A 20,309-nucleotide genomic window follows, 5' to 3' on the forward strand; every position below is an offset into this window, starting at 1 on the left:
GTAATTGATTGTACTTAAAATATAATCGTAGTCTTACTTTTTTAGTATGATGACAGCCGAGTAAAATCTCCTTTTGCTGTTCTTTTCATAGAAAAGAAAAGACCCTACCTATTTAAAACTGAGTACCTTGTGGTAATGTAAACCCTAAATATAATACAACTATAAAACTGATAATTAATAATACCCAAGCAATGTTTGTTGATTTTTCTTTTGAAGAACGGACTAACACCATTTCCATTGCAGCTATAACGATAATTCCTAACGTAGCCTTCACGTGGTAAAGTCCTGGAATTTCTGCCCCACTTGAATAAAGCATACCTCCAGTTGCGATGATAAGTAAATAGAATAGACGCAAAATCATGTGAGAAATTTTTGCCCCTTTATTACTTCCCTTTTTGTACATAGAAAATGCAACGAAGAATAGAATAAGAGCTACAACCCAAGAGGTAAGATGTGCATGTATTATCATTTTAATTCCTTCCTTTCTTTTTTCATCTTAGTTTGTAAAAGTTTTTAGACCTCCATCGCTATTGATGGAATCTTTCTATCAGGTAGCGTATACTCTCTTACCTGACACGGCGATGTTCAAGTATACTAGAACAAGCTTACTCCTTCAACATCATAGCATATTTTCGACCAAAATTCTAAAATAATGAATAAAGAAAATTACATGAAGTGTTATGAAAAGAAATATTTTACACCATTTCCTCATTCATCACATGTAGAATATTGCATTATTTTGTAAAAACAAATCTTCTTTTAGCGAACGCATTCCATTTCATGTATAATCATGTATAATATACACATACTTAAGTCCTATCAATAAAATAAGATGGTGTGGGATAAATGATTCAACACATAATTGAAGAAAAAAGACAACAAATGATTGACCTTGCAGCAACATTCGGTTATACAGCAGATGAAACAGTAAAATGCAGTCAGGAATTAGATGATTTATTGAACGTGGAACAAGAAATACTAGATTCAGCTGACTTTTAACTTGGCATATGCCAAGTTTTTTTATTTAATAAACAAGATTATAATTCTTCCTCACAATAAATTAGGGTCACTCATACTATGCCTATAACAGATTGTAAAAGGGTGTTTGTTATGCCTGCTATAGTTGGTGTCGTAAATGTAACTGACATTGGGTCAAGTGCAGTTTTTCATATAGGTGACGTTTATTCAATTTCACCTATAAGCACAGCTAAAACCTTTGCTGGAGCAGGTTCATTTAATACAGGTGATTATTTATATATTAACAACACTCAAAGTGTAACTAATACGTATGATGCTGATGTAATTGATCAACCACTAGCTGCAAATCTGTAGAAATTGAATCTGAATGAATTCTCAAAAAGGTCGAGTTTTTTAAATGACGCTTAGATCTGAAGGATTTACAAATCAGGTGGGGTTGAGTCTTCACCTGATTGCTTGTTGTAAAGCTTTAAAAGTACATTTACTAAATTTGTTCTATGAAAGAGAGGAGGTGTGGGAATTTTGAACTTTTATATTAACCAAAGTATTATTATTCACCAACTAAGAGTTGATGGTGTTTCGAACTCTTCTGTGTTACAAATAGGAAGTGCTGGTAGTATTAATGCATTATCAAATTTGTATAATACAGGAGCATATACAGAGCCCGCTCCCGAAGCTCAACAACCTACAGGTTTTCCAGGCACGGGACAACTTGTACCATTACAGGGACCATAAAAAATTCTTTAATTCAAAATGGGCTAATCACCTATTTTTTTTTTTCACATATGATAAATAACAAAGCGCATGCACCTTATTTTTAGTGCGTTCCGAATATTTGAAAGGTACTTAACAATAGGCTATTTACGCATTGATACTTGTTATTCGAACTAAGAATGTACACCTATATTAACATAGCAAGAAAAGCACGACAGTTGCATAGGCCACTTTCAGCTGAGTAAATTTTAACAATAAAAGCAACAGAGTTTAACAAAATCATGTGAATACCCTAAAGAAAGGAAGGTTTGAATGTATTTTCAAGATGAATTCTACCAGTATATGCGCCAACTTCATTCATTTGTGGAATCTCAAAATGAAAAGATTAAACAAATGGAATCAACCATAGAGCAATTGCAAAATGAAGTGGAAGAGCTAAAAAACGAAAAACACACGACGATTGATAAGATTGAATACAAATTTGATCAATTAAAGGTTGAAACTCTTTCGGGAACATTAAATATTGGCTTAAACCCACAAGATTCTAATGCAATTGAAGATTTTGCAGTAACTCAAGATCAATTCCAAGTTCCACCAATCGAACAACTTCCTGAAGGTTTTTCACAACAAGTATTTAATGATGTACATTCATTTTTAGACCGGAATAGCGTTGACCTAATTAAAGGGATTGAAAAACAACAAGATTTTGCTCTTGACGACTCATATCGACAATTCATGATTGAAGATGTAAAGAAACAAATTAACCCCCGGATAAATTATTACATCAATAAACTTACACCTGCTGATATACAAAATCCAACCCAAGCAAAAAGAAGTATGGAAAGGATCGTTTCATATGTTAAAAAAGATATTGAAAACTCATTTCTCGCTTTCATTCAACATTTTCCAAGAAACATAGGAGGAGAAGATAAATGAATTTTACTGTAACAAACCGGAATTTATGTGTAGGAGACATAAGAATGATTGGTGTATCTAGTTCTTCAGTTTTTTTAGTCGGCGACACACACTCAATAACTTTATCATCCATATTTGATACCCCACCAGAATCTTTAATAATCGGCGCAGTTGCACCATTCGTTCCATTTGTTCCTACCGCGCCACCTTCAACTGCACTTTGAGGATAACAAGATGCTGCGTAGAGTATCTGTTGTTAACAAAATAAGAATTGTTGATGTGTCATTAAGCTCGGTATTTCATATTGGTGATTCTGTGTCCTTCACGCCGCTTGCTAGAGTTTTTGCAGTTAGACGAGAATATCCGCTATTTTTTTCAAATGAAGGTAATTTCGAAGACGAAATTTACTCACAGGTTATCCCTAAACCACCAGACCGAGAGCCTGTTTCTGTTGCTTTTCACAACGAAAATCCAACGATACACGTACGTAACATTAGAATCATCGGGATAGCCGCTTCATCTTTAGTTCAAATAGGTTCGATTGATGAAATTGATGCCGTTGATCGTGTGAAGAACATTCGACAATTGGAAAGTAATGAGGAGAATCAATGAACATTTATAAGCCAAATGCATAACATAAATATTGAAATGACAAGTTATACATTCACACATAAATAAGATAAGGAAGATATACTACTCATTCAACATGTTGAACTAATTTGGATACTCTAATAAAGGGTGTAGTCTATGCCTTCAATCGTTGGACCCGTTAATATTAACACTGTATCTGGCGGAGTGATAAACTTTGGAGATTCCTTTTATATATCGCCGAAAACACAGGAAAAATCTTATACTGGTTCAGGTTCTTCAGTTTCAGGTAACTTCTTCATTGTAACAAACGGAATTAGCTTTACAAATACTGGTGATCCAGATTTAGTAGATCAGCCGCAAACAGCAAATGCATAGCAACTCTTGAATTCCTACAAAGAGTTGCTATGTATTTTACATGCGTAATAGATGTGACCCATCAAAGAAAAATAAGTAGCATTCATCTATTTTTCTTTGCCATATCTGTTCAAGTGCATGTCGGTATAAATCTATTTGAGTGCGATAACGCTTCGTTAATATTGGTTCAGCTTCTTCAAACCCATTTGTAAAACGACCGGTAATTGTATCAGTTTTATAATCTAGTAAGACAATTCCTTGATCATCTTCAAATATACAATCAATCATTCCTTGAACAAGAACAGTCTCTTCGTCTTGTATTTGCCATTTTGGATAAGCTTCCTTCGCTGGTAACGCAAGGCTAAATGGTAACTCTCTCTTCACCATCGTAGCATTAACTAGACGTTCTCCCAACTCAGTTTGAAAAAAGTCATGGATATGTTCTATAGAAATGGCTGTTGATTGCTCTTCTGTAATGATCTCATGAACAACCATTTTAGCAAGCTGGTCTGACAATCCTTCAATCGTTATAGGCTCATGTAGTTTGATTTGCTGCATGAACAGATGCATCGCTGTTCCTCTCTCAGAAGGAGAGATTGATTTTTCTTGTAAAAATAATGGACGTTCTGCAATAGGTTGCTGTTTTTGTGCCAACAAAGATGTATGACTAAACTCATCTAATGATTCACGCATCCGCTTTATTTCTGATACTGCCTGCTTAGACCGATACTTTGTAGCATCTACGTTTGGATACTCCCATGTTAAACGGTTAACCATTTGGTCCTGATATGAACTTCCTAAATCTATTGATTGGCCGTTACGAATTGCTGATAAGATTTGTTCATCTTCTATAGGATTGTTCAAATCTTGTTCTAAAAAATCAGTTGATTGTTTAATCTCTATCCGAAACTTTGCAGGATAGTCAGTTAATTCTTCGGGTAATTTATCAATGTTTTCGTCATTTCGTAAAGCTTCATTATGTCGGTGACGTATCAGTGTAGGTCCAAGCCAATCTAAATATGATTTTGCATATACCCTATCATAATCTGAAAGCAACCATTGGTGATTTAAAAGCTGACCTTGCCATTCATTAATCACCTTTGATGCTTGTTTCACAGTGCCGACCAAGAATAACTTTTCCTTGGCTCGTGTTAACGCGACATATAAAACTCTCATTTCTTCAGCAATTAGTTCCATTTTCATTTTCATTTTTAATGTTAATTGCGGAAGAGTCGGATAGCTAATCCTAAGCGAAGGGTTAATATATTTTGAAGCAAACCCCAAATTTTTATCTAACAAATACGATTTGTTTAAATCTTGTCTATTAAATTGTCTTGACAAGCCACTTACAAAAACAATTGGAAACTCCAAACCTTTACTACTGTGAATGGTCATTAAACGAACAACATCCTCTTGTTCCCCAATAGCTCTTGCCGTACCCAGATCGTCTCCACGGTCTTGCATACGATCAATAAATCGTAAAAATCGGAACAATCCTCGAAAAGAGGTTGCTTCATATTGCCTTGCCCTATCGTACAATGCCCGTAAATTTGCTTGACGTTGTTTTCCACCAGGTAAACCGCCTACATAATCATAATACTGTGTTTCTCTGTATATTTTCCATATAAGATCAGAGAGTGACCCATTTCTCGCTTTCATGCGCCATGTTTGAAGACTTTCATAAAAATTACTTATCTTCTCATATAACTCTTTTTCATATTCTTCAGGTGCACCCTTCAAAAAGCTTGTTAATGCTTCATAATAAGTACCTTTCTTCTTTTTCAAGCGAATATTTGCTAGTTCCTCCCCATTCAGTTGAACGATTGGTGAACGAAGCACAGATGCGAGTGGAATATCTTGCAAAGGATTGTCGATCACTTTAAGCAAGGATAGCATAATTGCAACTTCTGTCGCTTCAAAATAACCTGTTGATAAATTCGCGTATATTGGAATGCCTTGTTGCTTAAACTCCTCCATAATTTGAGGCGCCCATGTCATTGAACGAAGCAAAATAACGATATCTCTGTATGCAACACGACGGTTCATTTTTTTCTTGCGATCAAACACTTCAAATGGCTCATTAATAAGTTCCTTAATTTTACTAGCCATAAAACGTGCTTCTAACTGGGCTGTCTCTAACTCAACCGGATCAAAAGAATGAACACCTTCTTCTTTGGTGCTAAGATGTGTTGGTCCTTCCACATCGTCTTGATTTTTCTCAATTAACGTAAATTCTGTATCCATTTTATCATTTGATGGATAGTCAAGTGCACCTAGCTTTAATTCTGCATCACTGTTATAATCAATTTCACCTACAGATTCATTCATCAATTGCTTAAATATATAATTTGTTGCATTCAATACTTCTGAACGACTTCGGAAATTTTTCGCTAAATCAATTCGTAGACCACTTTCTTTCCCTACCGTACTGAACCGTTTGTATTTACTTAAAAATAGTAACGGTTCCGCAAGGCGGAAGCGATAAATGGATTGCTTCACATCACCTACCATAAACAAGTTACCGACATGTTCTTGATTTGTTGTAACAAATTGAATAATTGATTCTTGGACCATGTTAGTATCTTGGTATTCATCCACTAAAACCTCTTGAAATTGCTCACGATAGTCGAGAGCAGCTTCAGATGGTATGAATTCTTCGACAGCACTGTTTGTTTTCCGTAAAATTTGCAAACAATAATGTTCTAAATCTGCAAAATCTACAAGGCCTTTTCCTTGTTTGACACTCTCAAATCTTATTGCAAATTCTTTTACTAAAGTAACGAGCGTTTTTACCGTAGGCTCCATTTCTCGAATATCATTTAATAACAATTCTTGCTTACGTTTAAACAGTTCATCATGAAGTTTTTCAATGATATCTCTAGCTTTCTTTCGAAGCTTTGTCACTTTTTCTATGAGTATCTCATCAAACTGATCACCACGACAAACTTTTGCTCGAGAAAACGATAAACCTTGCATTTCTTCATATAGTTCATTCCATGAAAGATTCTTAGCACGATCAATGCGATTAAGCTGCTCTAAGTCATCTTCAATATTTGTTGCTCTAGGTGCAGGCCCTGACGGTTGTTTTGTAATTGTTAACGCTTGTTCTAGTAAACCTCTTGCACCTTCAAGCTGAATATTAATATCTGCTAATAAATAGTTATAGTATGGCAAGTCTTCGATAGAGGTATTTTCTGTAATCTCGTACATTTTAATGACTGAGTTTAGCCAATCATTAGGTGATGGGTGTGACCGAGAAAAATCATACATTTTTTTTATTAATACTTGCACATCAGCATCATTTCGATCATTTGAATAACAATCGACTAATTGAAAAAATTGGTCATTGTTTTCCATCCCGTAATACTCTTCAAACATATCCTCAATAACTTCTTCTCTTATGAGCTCGCCTTCCACTTCATCAGCAATGCGAAAGCTTGGATCAATATCAATTAAGTAATAGTATTTACGAATCACTTCTAAACAAAATGAGTGTAATGTTGATATAGATGCACGATTTAACAAGCTTAGTTGTTTTCGTAAGTGAAGTGAACTAGGATCTTCCTTAATCGCCTGCTCAATAGCTTCACCGATCCTACTACGCATCTCAGCGGCTGATGCATTTGTAAATGTCACAACGAGTAATCGATCAACATCAATCGGGTCTTCAATAGAAGTGATTTTTTTTATGATCCTTTCAACTAATACTGCTGTTTTCCCAGATCCCGCCGCAGCAGCAACCAATGTACTTTGTCCTTTCGCAACAATTGCTTGCCACTGCTCATCTGTCCATTGACTTTCAGTTGGTTTTGGAGGGAGATTATTAGTCATTCTCTTCAACCTCCTTACTAATTTTTTCTAAAATCCGATGATCTTTTTCATCTGATAATATTCGATATTGATTTTCTTTAAATGACTCATCAAATTGGCAGAACGGTTTATAAGAACAAAATGTACAAGGGGTTTTCTCCTTTAACTTATAAGGCGAAATTGATACATCTCCGTCCATAATATGTGTTCCTATATCAGTAAATATGTTTTTCACATGTTTACGTAAGTTTGAGAACTCCTCTGCTGAAGCTATTGATGAACCAGCATAGAAGCCACCACCCTTTTTAATACCAGCACTTACAATATCGGAACGACCAACTTCTAACGATTGATCCATTAAACGTATGGACTCTTCATCCCCAAGAAGCAAGCCCTTCATTTTAAATTGTTTCAATAACTCTTTCTCAATATCATTTGCAGCTAGCTTACCTTTTGTTTGAAGCATTGGATTATGCACATGAAAGTAAAGAACCCCAGCCGGGTTCGCTTGCTGTCCTATCCACTTTGTTGAATGGGTAATAACTATATCTAAATATGTGAGCATTTGTAGAGCTAAACCATAATAAACTTCAGCTAAATTTAACTCCTTTGCACTGGATTTATAATCGACTATTCGGAGTAATACTCCTTGTGAACCAACCGCTTTATCAACACGGTCAATCCTTCCGACTAATTCCATTTTTGTTTCATTCGGTAACTGAAACGCAATAGCAGGAAATTCTTCACCTGCTCCAAATGGTAGCTCTAAGCCAACTGGTGTAAATCCACTTGCTCTTGCGTGCTCACTTAAAACGACCGAAGCACGAATGAGCACATGCTGCAATTTACGCTTCACATAATGATGTCGATTCGAACTCAATAAAATTTCATTTTGTAATCGAGGAGCTAGTTTTTCGACAGCTTCAATAGCTAACAGCTGACATTGCTCTTGTGACAACTCTGACCAATCTACGTGTTGATTTCGAAGCTTATCAGAAATCATTTTTAACGCTGAATGAAATAATTGACCTATATCAGGTGCCTCTAAACGAAATAACTGTCTCTCCTTCAATTTTAAACCGTGTGAGGCAAAGTGCGAAAACGGGCAACCTTTGAAACGTTCCATTCGAGATACGCTTGCTTTAATTGTGTCACCATAGAGCTTTTTCGTTGTTTCAATCTTTAATGGCTGTTCTTTGTTCTCATAAAAAAGACTTTGAAATACTCTATTTCCTCTTGTTTTCCAGTAGGCATCACTAACAATAAAGTTGTATACATCCCACCAAAGTGGTTCTACAGGATATCCTTTCTTCCATGCTTGTAATTGAGTAGCAACATGAGATAGCGTGACTGTTGGACTAGTTACAAAAGCTAGCTGCTCTTCAGCAGTTGTTAGCTCACTCGTATCACCCACAAGCACTTCTTCTTCTAACTCTGGATATAAATCCTTTATTCTATTAATTAAACTGGAAGGGATGAGTGATTTCCCTTCATCATTCGCCAAAGGATAGGAGATGTACAAATATTCATTTGGAGATGACAATGCCATATATATTTGAAAAGATTCGTCTAAGAGCTGTTCCCGACCACCAGGGGCTAGCTCTACTCCTATTTCATGAAGCATTCCTCTTTCAACCTCTGATAAAACACCCTCATCTGTAGGCTTTAAAGGGATGACACCTTCATTTACCCCAAGAATAAATGACCCTTTAATATTAATATAGCGAGAACGATCAAAATGTGCGATGAGGACCTGGTCTATCGCTGGTGGCACTAGAGCAAACTGCATACTTTCTAATCCAGTCTCGATAATATTCGTAAATACATGTAATGGTAATGCCTCTTCCCCTAATACCTCTACATACTGGTCAAGTAAATCTATTACAGCCTTCCAAACCTGACTATGTTCACTACCCTCTACTAAATGACCGTCAGCTTCAGCTTGATCTCTCATCTTTGTAAGCTTAGCAGGAATGTGCAGCTCTTCTAAAAAGGTATAAATTGCTTCACACATCTCTCGACCACATTTCGCTTTGGTAAGTCTTTTTTGCAGGCTATTTAACGATGGTACAATCAAATTACGTAAATCATTTACTCTATTTTCAAATAATACATCTTCATCCGTCTTCACATATGAATCTAAATCCAGTCCCTGAAAACGGCGATACTCCCAACGTTTCTTATTCGTCCATTTACCCCCATGAATTCCGTATGCTAACACATAGTTTTCTAGATAGTCCATTTCTTCACGCAACGCATTGATATTGGCATCCTGAGGAAATAATAAATCTGTTTTTACACACCGAAATACTGCATCATAGCGCCAATTAGCTGTCACTACCTCTAAGCTCGAGCGAATTAATTCAATCAACGGATGATGGAGCATTGAACGTTTTTGATCAATAAAAAATGGGATGTGGTGATCTGTGAATACCGTATCTAGTAAATCATAATAATCATTTGAATTACGAATGAAGAGCGCTATATCACGATAACGATACCCCTCATCTCTTACGAGTCTAGTAATTTCTCTAGCGACGCCTTCCACCTCTGCTCGACGATTAACAGCTTGATATAATGTAATATTTGAACGTTGTTGAAATGGTATAGAAGGCCGAGACTCAAGCGATTGCTCTAAATGATGTAATGAAGGTTGTAAAGCATGTCTCATATTTTCGACCAAGCGAACAGGTGACTCAATGTCGATGGAAGCCTCTTTTGCTAATCGAGTAATGGTTTGATATGTCCTCCCTGTCATTCTAAATAGATGTAAATCGTGAGGGGGGTAGTCGTCATATTGTTCATCTGTAGTCAATGTAATAGAAACCCGCTTACTTGTTTTCATCATTTGCACTAGGACATCGAGCTCTTGGGGTGTATAGTTATGAAAACCATCCACATAAATATGCGCATTTTGTAAGTAAGATGATTGTGCCATTTTTTCAGCTAATAGCCTCAAATAATCTTCTGAATCAATATATTTCATTAATAGATGCGCTTCTAAATCTTGATAAATCATTTGTAAATCGTATAATTTGTCAGCTAGTACTTGTTTATTAGGTTGATCTTCCTTTAGAATCAACTGTTCATGAGTTTGTTTAAGTTCATTTGCATCTATACAATAACGCTTTAACTCTGTGAGCATTCCTTCAACATGAGTAATAAAGCCTGATTTTTCTGCTGCCTTTGAGAACACCTTCAGTTCGCTCTTCCTATGCTCAATGATCTTTCTAAGCAGCATTGATACACCTACAGTCGATAAATGATATCTACTAATTCCCCCCGTCTCTTGAAGTACACGCCATGCAAGTCTTGAAAAACTATACACTTGAGCACGAATCATGCCTTTTATCCCTGGTCTATTAATTAATTCATACTCCGATTGAAACGTCATTTGATCCGGTACTAAGTAAATGATCGGATCTCCCATTGGATCGTTAATCAACAGTTGATGAATCTCATTTATACATGTCTGTGTCTTTCCAGAACCACTTCTTCCAATAACAAAACGAAGAGACATAAAATCTCCCCTCCCAGTAATCTTGTATACTATTTATTATTTTACTTTATTTACAATAAGATAACCACCATAGCAGGTTGTTAGCCAATGCATGTCATTAATCACTTTAACAAGGCTGCTTTCACGATGCCTGTATATTTTCCAACACTATATAATGATGAAAAAAGTATAAAACCACTAGTTATCTGTCCCTTTTTAGTTAAAGGCTCTTTTCGTAAACTTTGTTGTTATTTATACAAAATTACGACAGTAAAAAGAAGTCTTGTATAATTATCTTTATATTGTAGAAGAAAAGATGCAACGAAACTATTGTTGTATCCGTGTTATATCTTAGAACGACAAGCAACAATCATTGCGAAAACAGCCTAATTAAAATAACAACATAGTTAAAAAGAGTTATTTTTATCATATCCCCAAAATTCTTGAAGTGCATTGAGAAAAATCTGGTTAAACGGTTCATACTTTTCACATTTCGAAGCTGGCTGGTTATGAACAACTCTTTCAATTGTAATTAATAGTTGTTCAATACATTGTACGAGAGTTTTGGAATCCCCTCTACTAATGACATCTTTTCGCTTCATATTAATTAATTTAGCTATTTCTTCAATTAAACCTTCTTTTGAAATTGTCGCATACATCATCTTTTGAAATTGGACAGGTGGTGGTGAGTGATGCATTTCGATCCACTTACAGCATAAAAGAGGTTGTATAATTTGAAGATATTGTTTTGCAGTGACACTTTCTTTGGACAATATGTTATGATAATTTCTTTTAGCCATATGTAAATAATGATACATGCATTTTTTTTCAGAAAATGCATATGAAATCATTTTTCGAAAACCTTTCATTACTTGGTCATGTTCAGCATAAACAATCGATGATTGTAACCACTCAAATATGGAAGGATTTGATTTTTTGTAAAGCTGTAATGCCTTACGAATATCCCATCCACTAATATCTAATAAATCGGATACAGGCTTGCTTATGACATCCCTCTTATGTTCAATGGACAAATACCAGTCTGTATGATGAATATAAAAAAACCTCACATCGAAATCGCTATCATTCGAATGAAGCCCCCACGCCCTGCTGCCTGCTTCACAAGCAAAAATTATTTTAACTTGTTCCTCCCTCTCTATTTGTTCTAGTTCTGATATAATTTGAGTTCGCACGGTATTAACACACCTCATTTTACGAAGTATAAATGTTATAACAATATAAGTACTGTTCTAAGAAATTAATCAATTCAAGAATTAAGATTATTTTTAATTAGTTATTTTCATAAGGCTCTTTTCGTAAACTTTGTTCAATTGTAAAAGTAGATAAGATGCCAAGAACGTAAAAAGAATACATACTTATATATTAGAACGCAAAGCAACATTCAATGCGAACACAATCTTTCGTATACTTTAGAACTGTAAGATACACCTTTACAACTTTCACTCTTTAGAGAGATGAAAAGCTATCAAGGGAGTTAGTTAGCTAAATAGCAATAATAAATACGAAGACAGCTTGCATAAACTTTGTTAATGAATTTAATGTGAACAACTTGAGGTGTTTTTATGCGATTGTCATCGCCTTTAATAAGAAAAGGTACTAAGTCCATGCTTTGTTTGTTTCTTAGAACACAACTACTATAATAACCTTCAAAAAATACAGTGCACTTAGTGAATATGTTCATTTGCTAGTAAAACTAGTCGTCAATTCTTCACCTCTTTGTCAATAGTTCATCCATTTCATCATATTGAAGCAACAGAGCTTAAGTGTATTACTTTGTATAGAACTAAAAAAAGCCAGGTACATCACCTTGGCTTTTATTTATTCGTTTTTTGGATCGAAGGCATCTCGTAATCCATCTCCTACAAAATTAAAACATAATACTGTTATTAGAATCATTAACCCAGGAAATAATGGATACCACCATGCTTTTAACATGATCGTATAGTTTTGGGCATCTTGTAGCATATTACCCCAGCTCGGCTTCGGAGGTTGTATCCCCAAGCCCAAGTAGCTTAATGCGGCTTCGATTAATATAACCTGGCCAATGTTTAAAGTTGCCACAACAATAATTGGCCCTAGTGCGTTAGGTAATATATGCGAAAAGATAATAGTCCACGATTTTGCACCAATCGTTTTAGCAGAAAGTACAAATTCACGAGTTCTTAGCGAAAGAAACTCACCTCTTACTAAACGTGCAGTGGTCATCCACCCTGTAAAAATAAATATGAGAATTAATTTATCTACACCTGGTTGAAAGATCGTAACCAAAGTAATTAATAAGAAAATCGTAGGAATTGAAAGAAGTATATCGACAAACCTCATAAGAAATGAATCAATACGTCTACCAAAATAGCCAGCAATCGCTCCTATGAAAGTTCCAATTGTTATTGCCCCTGCAATTGATGAAAAGCCAACAAGTAATGAAACTCTACCTCCATACAATAATCTCGTAAATATATCCCTGCCAAATTTATCAGTCCCTAATAGATTCTCGCTACTCGGTGGTTTAAGCTTATCTATTAAGCTTTGTTTATTTGGGGAATATGGTGTTAAAAGTGGTGCAAATATTGCTGCAAGTATGATGATCGTAAGCACAACTGCCCCAAATACTGCGAGTTTATTTTTCAAAAATTTTCGAGCGAAAATTTTTGTATACGTATCCGGCTTTTCGTTAAGAATGGGGTTCAATAGCTGTTCTCTAGTCGGTTCAGGCATACTATTCATTTGTGACACGATAATCCCCCCTATTTATACTCAATCCGTGGATCAAAGACCGCATATAATATGTCTGCTATCATATTACCAATAATAACTAAAACGGCAGATAAAACAGTTAATGCCATAATAACTGGATAGTCTCTTTTAAATGCTGATTCAAAAAATAAACGACCAAGACCAGGCCAAGCAAATACTTGTTCAACTATAACTGATCCACCGATAAATGTCGGCAGCATAACTCCAAAAATAGTAATAACTGGTGTTAAGCCGTTCCGTAAACCGTGTTTATATATAACCGTACCTCTCTTTAACCCTTTTGCCCGTGCAGTTCTCATATAGTCTTGTTTCGTTACATCAATCATACTTGAACGTGTATACCTTGTTAAACTAGCCATATCTGCTGAAGCTAACACGAATGCAGGTAATATTAAATGATGAATGCGGTCCCATAAACCTGACGGACCTGTGAGATTCGCAACACCACCGGTAGGAAACCAGCCAAGTTTTACCGAAAAAAACATAATCAAAATAAGTCCTAACCAGAAATTTGGAGTAGCAAGTCCTAAAAAAGAAGTTACTGTAATTCCATAATCTAATTTTGAATAAGGCCTCGTAGCTGAGTAAACACCTAATGGGATTGATATTAAAAACGCTAACACTGTAGCTACAAGCATTAACAATAGAGTATTAGGTAGTCTGTTCATGATCATTTCAGATACTGGAGTTCCTTTTTTTAGTAAAGATGTTCCGAAGTCTCCTTGTAACATATTTCCAACCCACTTTAAATATTGGACATGAATAGGGTCGTTCAAACCGTAATTTTCTATCATTTTTGCTTTATCAGCTGGGCTAATACTTGGGTCTATTAACAAGGCAGTAGGGTCTCCAGGAGCCATTTGGATAATGACAAAAGAAATAATTGTTATACCTAACAACAAGGGAATAGTCATGAAGAGTCTACGGACGATATATGCTAACAAGTTGCACCTCCCTCTCCTTTTCATACATAATCGCTATATCTATCATTAAAGTATTATTAAATTTTACAATTTGTATAATACTTTGCCTTCAATAATAATAAAGGGGAGGGAAGCCCACCCCTCTTTTAATCGAAATAATTATTTATTCCTGTTTTAACCACCATTTATATGGATGATATACATCAAGCCTTGAGTGGAAGGTATAATCTTGTAAGTTTGAAGGAATGGCTTGATATCTTGTAGGATAATACAAGAATGTGTAAGGTTGGTCTTCCGCAACAATTTTGTAAATTTCAGCATATGCATCCTTATATTCATCTCTATCAGTTAGTGATTTTGCTTCTTCTAATAAAATATCCAATTCAGGGTTTGAATACCAAACAAAGTTCATCCCTTGTTCTCTTTGACTTGAGTGGTAAATTTCATTTAGATCTGGGAATGTGTTTAGAAGCCAACCTAATATTAGCGCATCATAATCCCAGTTAGGAGCGGTAATGGATGTAACAAAAGCACTGAATTCCATAATATTTGGTGTTACTTCAATACCAATTTCTTCTAATTGTTGTTTTAGAATAACTGTTATATCTTCTCTAATTTTATTACCTTGGTTCGTTTTAACTTCAAATGCAAACTTTTTACCATCTTTATCTAAGAATCCATCACCATCAGTATCCTCCCATCCAGCTTCTGCTAATAATTGCTTCGCTTGTTCAGGGTCATACTCAAATACTGGAACATCATCACTATATGCCCATGATAATGGGCTTTCTGGTACGTGTGCTATTTGTCCTCCACCATTCAACACTGCTGCAATAATACCTTCACGGTCTACAGCATGCGTAAGTGCTTGACGAACTCTTTTGTCTTGAAACATCTCATTTTGTTGGTTATAAGCAATAAAGTTATACTGTAATCCAAGACCATCTTCAATGACAACGCCAGCACTATCAGCCCATCCCTTTACCGTGTCAATTTCACTTTCTGGAACAGAAGGGTAATAGTCCACATCTCCCGCTTGAAGTTGTGCTAGTAACGCATTTTGATCAGGAACAATTTTGTAAATGATCTCTTCAAGATAAGGCGCACCTAAAAAGTAATCATCGTTCCGCACAACTTTCACGTACTCTCCGTCTCTCCACTCATCAAAAATAAAAGGTCCTGAACCAATGGGATTTTTCGTATTGAACTCATGTGAGCCTAATTCTGCAATCGGTACATCTTTTAATATATGTTCAGGTAAAACCTGGTAGTTTAATGTTGTTGGAATAAACCCTACATTTACTTCATTTAGTTTAAATTCAACAGTATATTCATCGATTTTTGTAATGCTTTCTATTGATTCAAAATCTCCACCTCGTGGACCAATATATTCATCACTTATAGGAATACTGTATGTGAATACTAAGTCATCTGCGGTAAGTGGCTCACCATCATGAAACTTTACATCATCTCTAAGTGTTACAGTAACTGTTAAGCCATCTTCAGAGCTTTGAATATCTGTTGCTAAATCATATTCCACTTCAAGGTTAGGGTTAGCAATAACTGGTGAAGAGAAAATAAGATTTTGAATATCTCCACTTGAAGCGTCTTGAGAGTAGATGGAATTAAATAAAGTTGGACCGCCTATAGATCCCATAATTAACGTCCCACCAGATTGTGGTTCATTAGTTGTTGCTGGTTCTTCAGTTTCTTCTACTTCCTCTTCCTCTTCGCCTTCACCATCACTTGTTGTTACTGGATCTTTTTGCGCAGTAGATGGCTCATCTGCTTCATTTCCACACGCTGCTAAAAATAGTGCAAATACTAACATTAGACTTAATAAAAGCCAATTTGATTTACTCAATTTCACGTTTTTACTCCCCCCTAAGATTAATTAAAGTCATTACTTGAATTATTTATTAAATCTTATCTCCCCCCTTCTAAGAATTTGTGTCCCTAAACTTATTTATATAAGTGGCATGCAACTAAATGATCTTTTTTCACTTCATTTATTTGAGGTACAATCTTGCTGCATTCATCTTTTGCTGCAGGACACCTCGTATGAAATACACAACCTGCCGGTGGATTAGCCGGGCTTGGCAAATCCCCTTGTAGAACGATTCTTTCCTTTGGAACAGTTCCCTTATTCTTTGTTACGGGTACAGCAGATAGTAAGGCTTGTGTATATGGATGAAGTGGTTCTGAATATAAGTTGTTTTTGGGTGCTAGCTCCATTAAGTTCCCTAAGTACATTACTCCAACTCTATCGCTTATATGTCTAACAACACTTAGATCATGTGAAATAAAGATATAAGTTAAGCCAAATTCTTCTTGCAAATCCTCTAATAAGTTGATGATTTGGGCTTGTACAGATACATCTAATGCCGAAACAGCTTCATCAGCGATTATTAAATCTGGATGTAATGCAATGGCTCTAGCAATCCCAATACGTTGACGCTGTCCACCTGAAAATTCATGCGGATAACGATTTATATAGGAAGAATTTAAACCCACCTTTTCTAATAATTGACCAATATATTCATCACGTTCTTTTCCACTATACAAGTTGTGGATTTTCAAAGGTTCTCTTAATATTGAACGAAGTGTTTTTCTTGGATTTAATGAAGCATATGGGTCTTGGAAAATCATTTGGATATCTTTCCGAACACTTTGCCTTAATTCATTTTCACGCATATGTGAAATATCTTGACCTTTAAATATGATTTTTCCATCTGTAGGTTCATACAGTCTAATTACTGTACGACCAATTGTAGACTTTCCACAACCAGATTCGCCTACTATGCCTATTGTTTCTCCCTTGTTAATGGAAAAACTTATCCCATCAACTGCTTTTAAGTGACCTGCTGTTCTTTGTAAAATGCCACTCTTTATAGGAAAGTGTTTTTTTAAGTTGTGTAACTGAAGTATTGGTGATGTTTGTTCGTTTTGAACCGCTTCGCTTTTTTCAACTGATGTTACACTCATACTCCTTCCTCCTCTTCTTCATGTAAAAAACAGCGTACAGATCTGGAACCTTTTTTCGTTAATAAGGGTATCTCGTTAAAGCATTGGTCAAATGCCTTTGAACAACGTGGTGCAAAACGACAGCCTTTCGGTAAGTGCTCTGGGGAGGGAACAGTCCCTTCAATTGATTGTAAGCGTGTTATTTCCCCATCTATGGAAGGTACAGAATTAATTAGACCTTCAGTATATGGGTGAAGTGGATTATCAAATAATTCGTCTACATTTGCTTCCTCAACAACTTGGCCGCAATACATCACTACAACTCTATCTGCTATATCTGAAACAACACCTAAATCATGTGTAATTAATAGAATTGAAGTGTTAAATTTTTTGCTTAAATTTCTCATTAAATCTAATATTTGCGCTTGAATAGTAACATCTAATGCAGTTGTAGGTTCGTCCGCTATTAATAACTTAGGATTACAGCTCATAGCCATTGCAATCATTACTCTTTGTCTCATCCCTCCTGATAATCTATGAGGGTATTCATCTATGATTTCAGCTGCTCGAGAAAAACCAACCATATCTAATAATTCGATTGCCTTAATTCTTGCTTCAGCCTTTGACATTTTTTGATGGTAGATTAAAACTTCCGTTATTTGTTCACCAATTTTCAACACAGGATTTAATGATGTCATCGGCTCTTGGAAAATCATTGAAATGTCATTCCCTCGCACTTTCAACATCTCTTTTTCTGGTATTTCCACCAGATCTTTTCCGTCATAAAGAATTTGACCATCCACTATTTTTCCTCCAGGACTCGGAACTAATCTCATAATCGATAGCGATGTTATACTCTTACCTGAACCAGATTCGCCAACTAAGGCTACTGTTTCTCCTTTATTAATTTTTATATCAACCCCATCAACTGCTGGAATAGCTTTCTTTTTACGAAAGAAGTATGTCTTTAAATTTTTCACTTCCAATAACGTTGACATTTAATAGTTTCACCTTCCTACTCTAGGTAACTACAATTGCTACTTTTATACTATTCTGAGTTTTTATTTGTTATTACAATTACGTCTCTATTACAAGTATTTTCTTTATTTTATTACTATAAGAGAATTCTCAATTAATTATTGACTATCGTAAGAGAACTCTTTTTTTATGCTGAAATTTCTGTTTATTGACTGATTAAAGGTTGAAATTCTATACTAAAGAATATGTACAAAAATTATTGGATTTAGACTGATTTTTAAAGAAGGCTCTTCTCGATTATTTGGTGATTGCTTTTTCTCATCACTTTGTGGAAGAAAAGTAGTATACGTATTTTAACAACCATCAAAGCGAAAACAGCCTTGAAGAAAGAGGGTTACATACATGGACAGGATCTATACGATAACCGAGTGGATTACACGGTTCTTACTACTTAATCTTTATTGGATTTTATTTTCATTAGTTGGTTTAGTTTTTTTGGGTGTATTCCCTGCGACAACCGCGATGTTCTCTATTTCCAGAAAGTGGATTCAAGGCGATATAGACATCCCTATTTTCAAGACTTTTTGGAGTTATTTTCGAAGTGATTTCTTGAAGGCAAATATGTTAGGTTTTTTACTAATTATCTTAGGATTTGGGTTATACGTAGATTTTGTATACGTGAAGTCGCTTAATAGTGCTTTAGGTATAATCTTACTTGGAAGTACATTGTTACTTACTGCATTGTTTATCATTACGATTCTAAATCTATTTCCAATATATGCTCATTATGAATTAAATATATTCCAATATATTCAACGTGCATTTTCTATAGGCATCCTACATCCGATTAGAACGATTATGATGGCACTTGGAGTAATTGGCATATACTTCATTTCAAGTGCCTTTCCAGGGTTCATCATTTTTTTCAGCGGTAGTTTATTAAGCTACTTGATCACCTGGATTGCTTATAGAAATTTTTCAGATGTTATAGAAGGTAACTAACTTAGTACATTTAAGTTAGTTACCTATATCAATACTTGCTATTAAACTAAGAAGGTATAATCTACGATAATTAAGTAGTTATACCTTTCCATTAGCATTTCAAGCGCTGTAAAGCATTATTAATGGCTCTATTTATTCTTAAACCTCGTAGTTATGTTCACGGTGGAAGAAGTATTTATAACCTATTTATTAGCTGTTTTGTTTTCGCATTGTACTACGAAAAAAATATGTATAAACAAAGCGTTCATTTATATTGAGGTCAATTTCATAATATTATTTTTGATGTATATAGTAGTCTCATAAAAAAAAAGCCTTCTTAAAATAATAATTGGCTTTGACAGATACTATATAATCTCCGGGATCACCTTTCATCCTTTTTGCTAATGAGTCTCTTTGTTTTTGACATAATCTTTATGGACGTTCCTCACCGTTTTCTCATTCACCCCTATTGCTCTAGCGACGTCTATAAATTTATTCTTCATAGTCTCCCATTCTATAAATCTCACAAGCCTTGTCGTCATCAGTCTTTTTTGATCAACACTTTCTAAAGGTTCCCAAAAGCTTGTAAAGCATTCTTTACACTTATATCTTTTCCTGTTAATCTCTAAAATTACTTGTTTTGAACGAATAGGGATATCGACAATCATTTGTTTTCTAGTTCCATATTTATATAAGTTAGCCAAGGACAGACAATACGGACAATGTGAAGGAAGGTTCTTTTTGGTTACCTGAATAATAATATGATGTTCATTTTCGTGACCTTCTATTATATTAAACTCGCTTAATACCTTTGAATAACTCATCCG

At 35.2% G+C, this 20,309-nt stretch carries 18 protein-coding genes; 8 read left to right on the plus strand and 10 right to left on the minus strand.

Going from position 1 to position 20,309, the window contains the following annotated elements; all coding sequences use genetic code 11:
• Positions 1–112: 112 nt before the first annotated feature.
• On the minus strand, positions 113–466 hold the full coding sequence (locus V1503_RS04000) for a YisL family protein (protein ID WP_410629378.1): 354 nt from the start codon (positions 464–466) through the stop codon (positions 113–115).
• A 380-nt stretch (positions 467–846) separates the two neighbouring features.
• On the opposite strand from V1503_RS04000, the gene V1503_RS04005 reads away from it, so the two are divergent.
• From V1503_RS04005 to V1503_RS04035, 7 genes are all read left to right on the plus strand, one after another.
• Positions 847–999 carry an aspartyl-phosphate phosphatase Spo0E family protein gene (locus tag V1503_RS04005; RefSeq protein WP_214482490.1) on the plus strand — a complete coding sequence of 51 codons (153 nt, stop codon included), beginning with the start codon at positions 847–849 and terminating at the stop codon, positions 997–999.
• Positions 1,000–1,110: 111 nt separating this feature from the next.
• On the plus strand, positions 1,111–1,332 hold the full coding sequence (locus V1503_RS04010; protein ID WP_214482489.1) for a spore germination protein: 222 nt from the start codon (positions 1,111–1,113) through the stop codon (positions 1,330–1,332).
• A gap of 168 nt (positions 1,333–1,500) precedes the next feature.
• A complete protein-coding gene (locus V1503_RS04015; RefSeq protein WP_214482488.1) occupies positions 1,501–1,713 on the plus strand; it encodes a spore germination protein GerPB in 213 nt (70 codons plus the stop codon).
• Positions 1,714–2,004: 291 nt separating this feature from the next.
• Positions 2,005–2,628 (plus strand): spore germination protein GerPC, encoded by a 624-nt coding sequence (gerPC, locus tag V1503_RS04020; protein WP_410625010.1) that lies wholly within the window; start codon positions 2,005–2,007, stop codon positions 2,626–2,628.
• Positions 2,625–2,831 carry a spore germination protein GerPD gene (locus tag V1503_RS04025; protein ID WP_320208199.1) on the plus strand — a complete coding sequence of 69 codons (207 nt, stop codon included), beginning with the start codon at positions 2,625–2,627 and terminating at the stop codon, positions 2,829–2,831. Before gerPC ends, V1503_RS04025 begins: the two co-directional genes overlap by 4 nt.
• Positions 2,832–2,841: 10 nt before the next feature.
• On the plus strand, positions 2,842–3,219 hold the full coding sequence (locus tag V1503_RS04030) for a spore germination protein GerPE (RefSeq protein WP_320208200.1): 378 nt from the start codon (positions 2,842–2,844) through the stop codon (positions 3,217–3,219).
• Positions 3,220–3,354: 135 nt separating this feature from the next.
• The gene (locus V1503_RS04035; protein ID WP_214482484.1) at positions 3,355–3,573 is read left to right on the plus strand and encodes a spore germination protein; all 219 of its coding nucleotides are present in this window, start codon (positions 3,355–3,357) and stop codon (positions 3,571–3,573) included.
• Between the two features lie 36 nt (positions 3,574–3,609).
• On the opposite strand, the gene addA is transcribed toward V1503_RS04035, so the two are convergent.
• The 8 genes from addA to V1503_RS04075 all read right to left on the minus strand — a co-directional run bounded on the left by addA (position 3,610) and on the right by V1503_RS04075 (position 18,521).
• Positions 3,610–7,383, minus strand: coding sequence for a helicase-exonuclease AddAB subunit AddA (gene addA / locus V1503_RS04040; RefSeq protein ID WP_410625013.1), 3,774 nt, complete (start codon positions 7,381–7,383; stop codon positions 3,610–3,612).
• Positions 7,376–10,882, minus strand: coding sequence for a helicase-exonuclease AddAB subunit AddB (addB, locus tag V1503_RS04045; protein WP_410625015.1), 3,507 nt, complete (start codon positions 10,880–10,882; stop codon positions 7,376–7,378). The genes addA and addB overlap by 8 nt, the downstream gene beginning before the upstream one ends.
• Positions 10,883–11,268: 386 nt before the next feature.
• The gene (locus V1503_RS04050) at positions 11,269–12,054 is read right to left on the minus strand and encodes a nucleotidyltransferase domain-containing protein (protein WP_410625017.1); all 786 of its coding nucleotides are present in this window, start codon (positions 12,052–12,054) and stop codon (positions 11,269–11,271) included.
• A 646-nt stretch (positions 12,055–12,700) separates the two neighbouring features.
• Positions 12,701–13,606 (minus strand): oligopeptide ABC transporter permease, encoded by a 906-nt coding sequence (gene opp4C, locus V1503_RS04055; protein ID WP_320258256.1) that lies wholly within the window; start codon positions 13,604–13,606, stop codon positions 12,701–12,703.
• A gap of 20 nt (positions 13,607–13,626) precedes the next feature.
• A complete protein-coding gene (locus V1503_RS04060; RefSeq protein WP_214482480.1) occupies positions 13,627–14,580 on the minus strand; it encodes an ABC transporter permease in 954 nt (317 codons plus the stop codon).
• A gap of 142 nt (positions 14,581–14,722) precedes the next feature.
• Positions 14,723–16,429, minus strand: a complete 1,707-nt coding sequence (locus V1503_RS04065; RefSeq protein WP_410625019.1) for a peptide-binding protein — start codon at positions 16,427–16,429, stop codon at positions 14,723–14,725.
• 92 nt (positions 16,430–16,521) lie between these two features.
• Positions 16,522–17,544, minus strand: coding sequence for an ABC transporter ATP-binding protein (locus V1503_RS04070; protein ID WP_410625021.1), 1,023 nt, complete (start codon positions 17,542–17,544; stop codon positions 16,522–16,524).
• Complete coding sequence (locus tag V1503_RS04075) at positions 17,541–18,521, minus strand: ABC transporter ATP-binding protein (protein WP_410625023.1); 981 nt, start codon at positions 18,519–18,521, stop codon at positions 17,541–17,543. The genes V1503_RS04070 and V1503_RS04075 overlap by 4 nt, the downstream gene beginning before the upstream one ends.
• Positions 18,522–18,903: 382 nt before the next feature.
• On the opposite strand from V1503_RS04075, the gene V1503_RS04080 reads away from it, so the two are divergent.
• Positions 18,904–19,503: a YesL family protein gene (locus tag V1503_RS04080; RefSeq protein ID WP_410625025.1), complete on the plus strand. Its 600-nt coding sequence runs from the start codon at positions 18,904–18,906 to the stop codon at positions 19,501–19,503.
• Positions 19,504–19,883: 380 nt separating this feature from the next.
• On the opposite strand, the gene V1503_RS04085 is transcribed toward V1503_RS04080, so the two are convergent.
• Complete coding sequence (locus tag V1503_RS04085; protein WP_214482475.1) at positions 19,884–20,306, minus strand: transposase family protein; 423 nt, start codon at positions 20,304–20,306, stop codon at positions 19,884–19,886.
• Positions 20,307–20,309 lie beyond the last annotated feature (3 nt).

Origin of the sequence: Nanhaiella sioensis (assembly GCF_046557775.1) — a bacterium.
GTDB lineage: Bacteria > Bacillota > Bacilli > Bacillales > SM2101 > Nanhaiella > Nanhaiella sioensis.

What these genes read in the sequence shown, in the direction of transcription:
- V1503_RS04010 (WP_214482489.1), top strand. Translation starts at nt 1,111, where the DNA reads ATGCCTGCTATAGTTGGTGTCGTAAATGTAACTGACATTGGGTCAAGT.
- V1503_RS04075 (WP_410625023.1), bottom strand. Translation starts at nt 18,521, where the DNA reads ATGTCAACGTTATTGGAAGTGAAAAATTTAAAGACATACTTCTTTCGT.
- addA (WP_410625013.1), bottom strand. Translation starts at nt 7,383, where the DNA reads ATGACTAATAATCTCCCTCCAAAACCAACTGAAAGTCAATGGACAGAT.
- addB (WP_410625015.1), bottom strand. Translation starts at nt 10,882, where the DNA reads ATGTCTCTTCGTTTTGTTATTGGAAGAAGTGGTTCTGGAAAGACACAG.
- V1503_RS04070 (WP_410625021.1), bottom strand. Translation starts at nt 17,544, where the DNA reads ATGAGTGTAACATCAGTTGAAAAAAGCGAAGCGGTTCAAAACGAACAA.
- gerPC (WP_410625010.1), top strand. Translation starts at nt 2,005, where the DNA reads ATGTATTTTCAAGATGAATTCTACCAGTATATGCGCCAACTTCATTCA.
- V1503_RS04035 (WP_214482484.1), top strand. Translation starts at nt 3,355, where the DNA reads ATGCCTTCAATCGTTGGACCCGTTAATATTAACACTGTATCTGGCGGA.
- V1503_RS04005 (WP_214482490.1), top strand. Translation starts at nt 847, where the DNA reads ATGATTCAACACATAATTGAAGAAAAAAGACAACAAATGATTGACCTT.
- opp4C (WP_320258256.1), bottom strand. Translation starts at nt 13,606, where the DNA reads ATGAATAGTATGCCTGAACCGACTAGAGAACAGCTATTGAACCCCATT.
- V1503_RS04085 (WP_214482475.1), bottom strand. Translation starts at nt 20,306, where the DNA reads ATGAGTTATTCAAAGGTATTAAGCGAGTTTAATATAATAGAAGGTCAC.
- V1503_RS04030 (WP_320208200.1), top strand. Translation starts at nt 2,842, where the DNA reads ATGCTGCGTAGAGTATCTGTTGTTAACAAAATAAGAATTGTTGATGTG.
- V1503_RS04025 (WP_320208199.1), top strand. Translation starts at nt 2,625, where the DNA reads ATGAATTTTACTGTAACAAACCGGAATTTATGTGTAGGAGACATAAGA.
- V1503_RS04080 (WP_410625025.1), top strand. Translation starts at nt 18,904, where the DNA reads ATGGACAGGATCTATACGATAACCGAGTGGATTACACGGTTCTTACTA.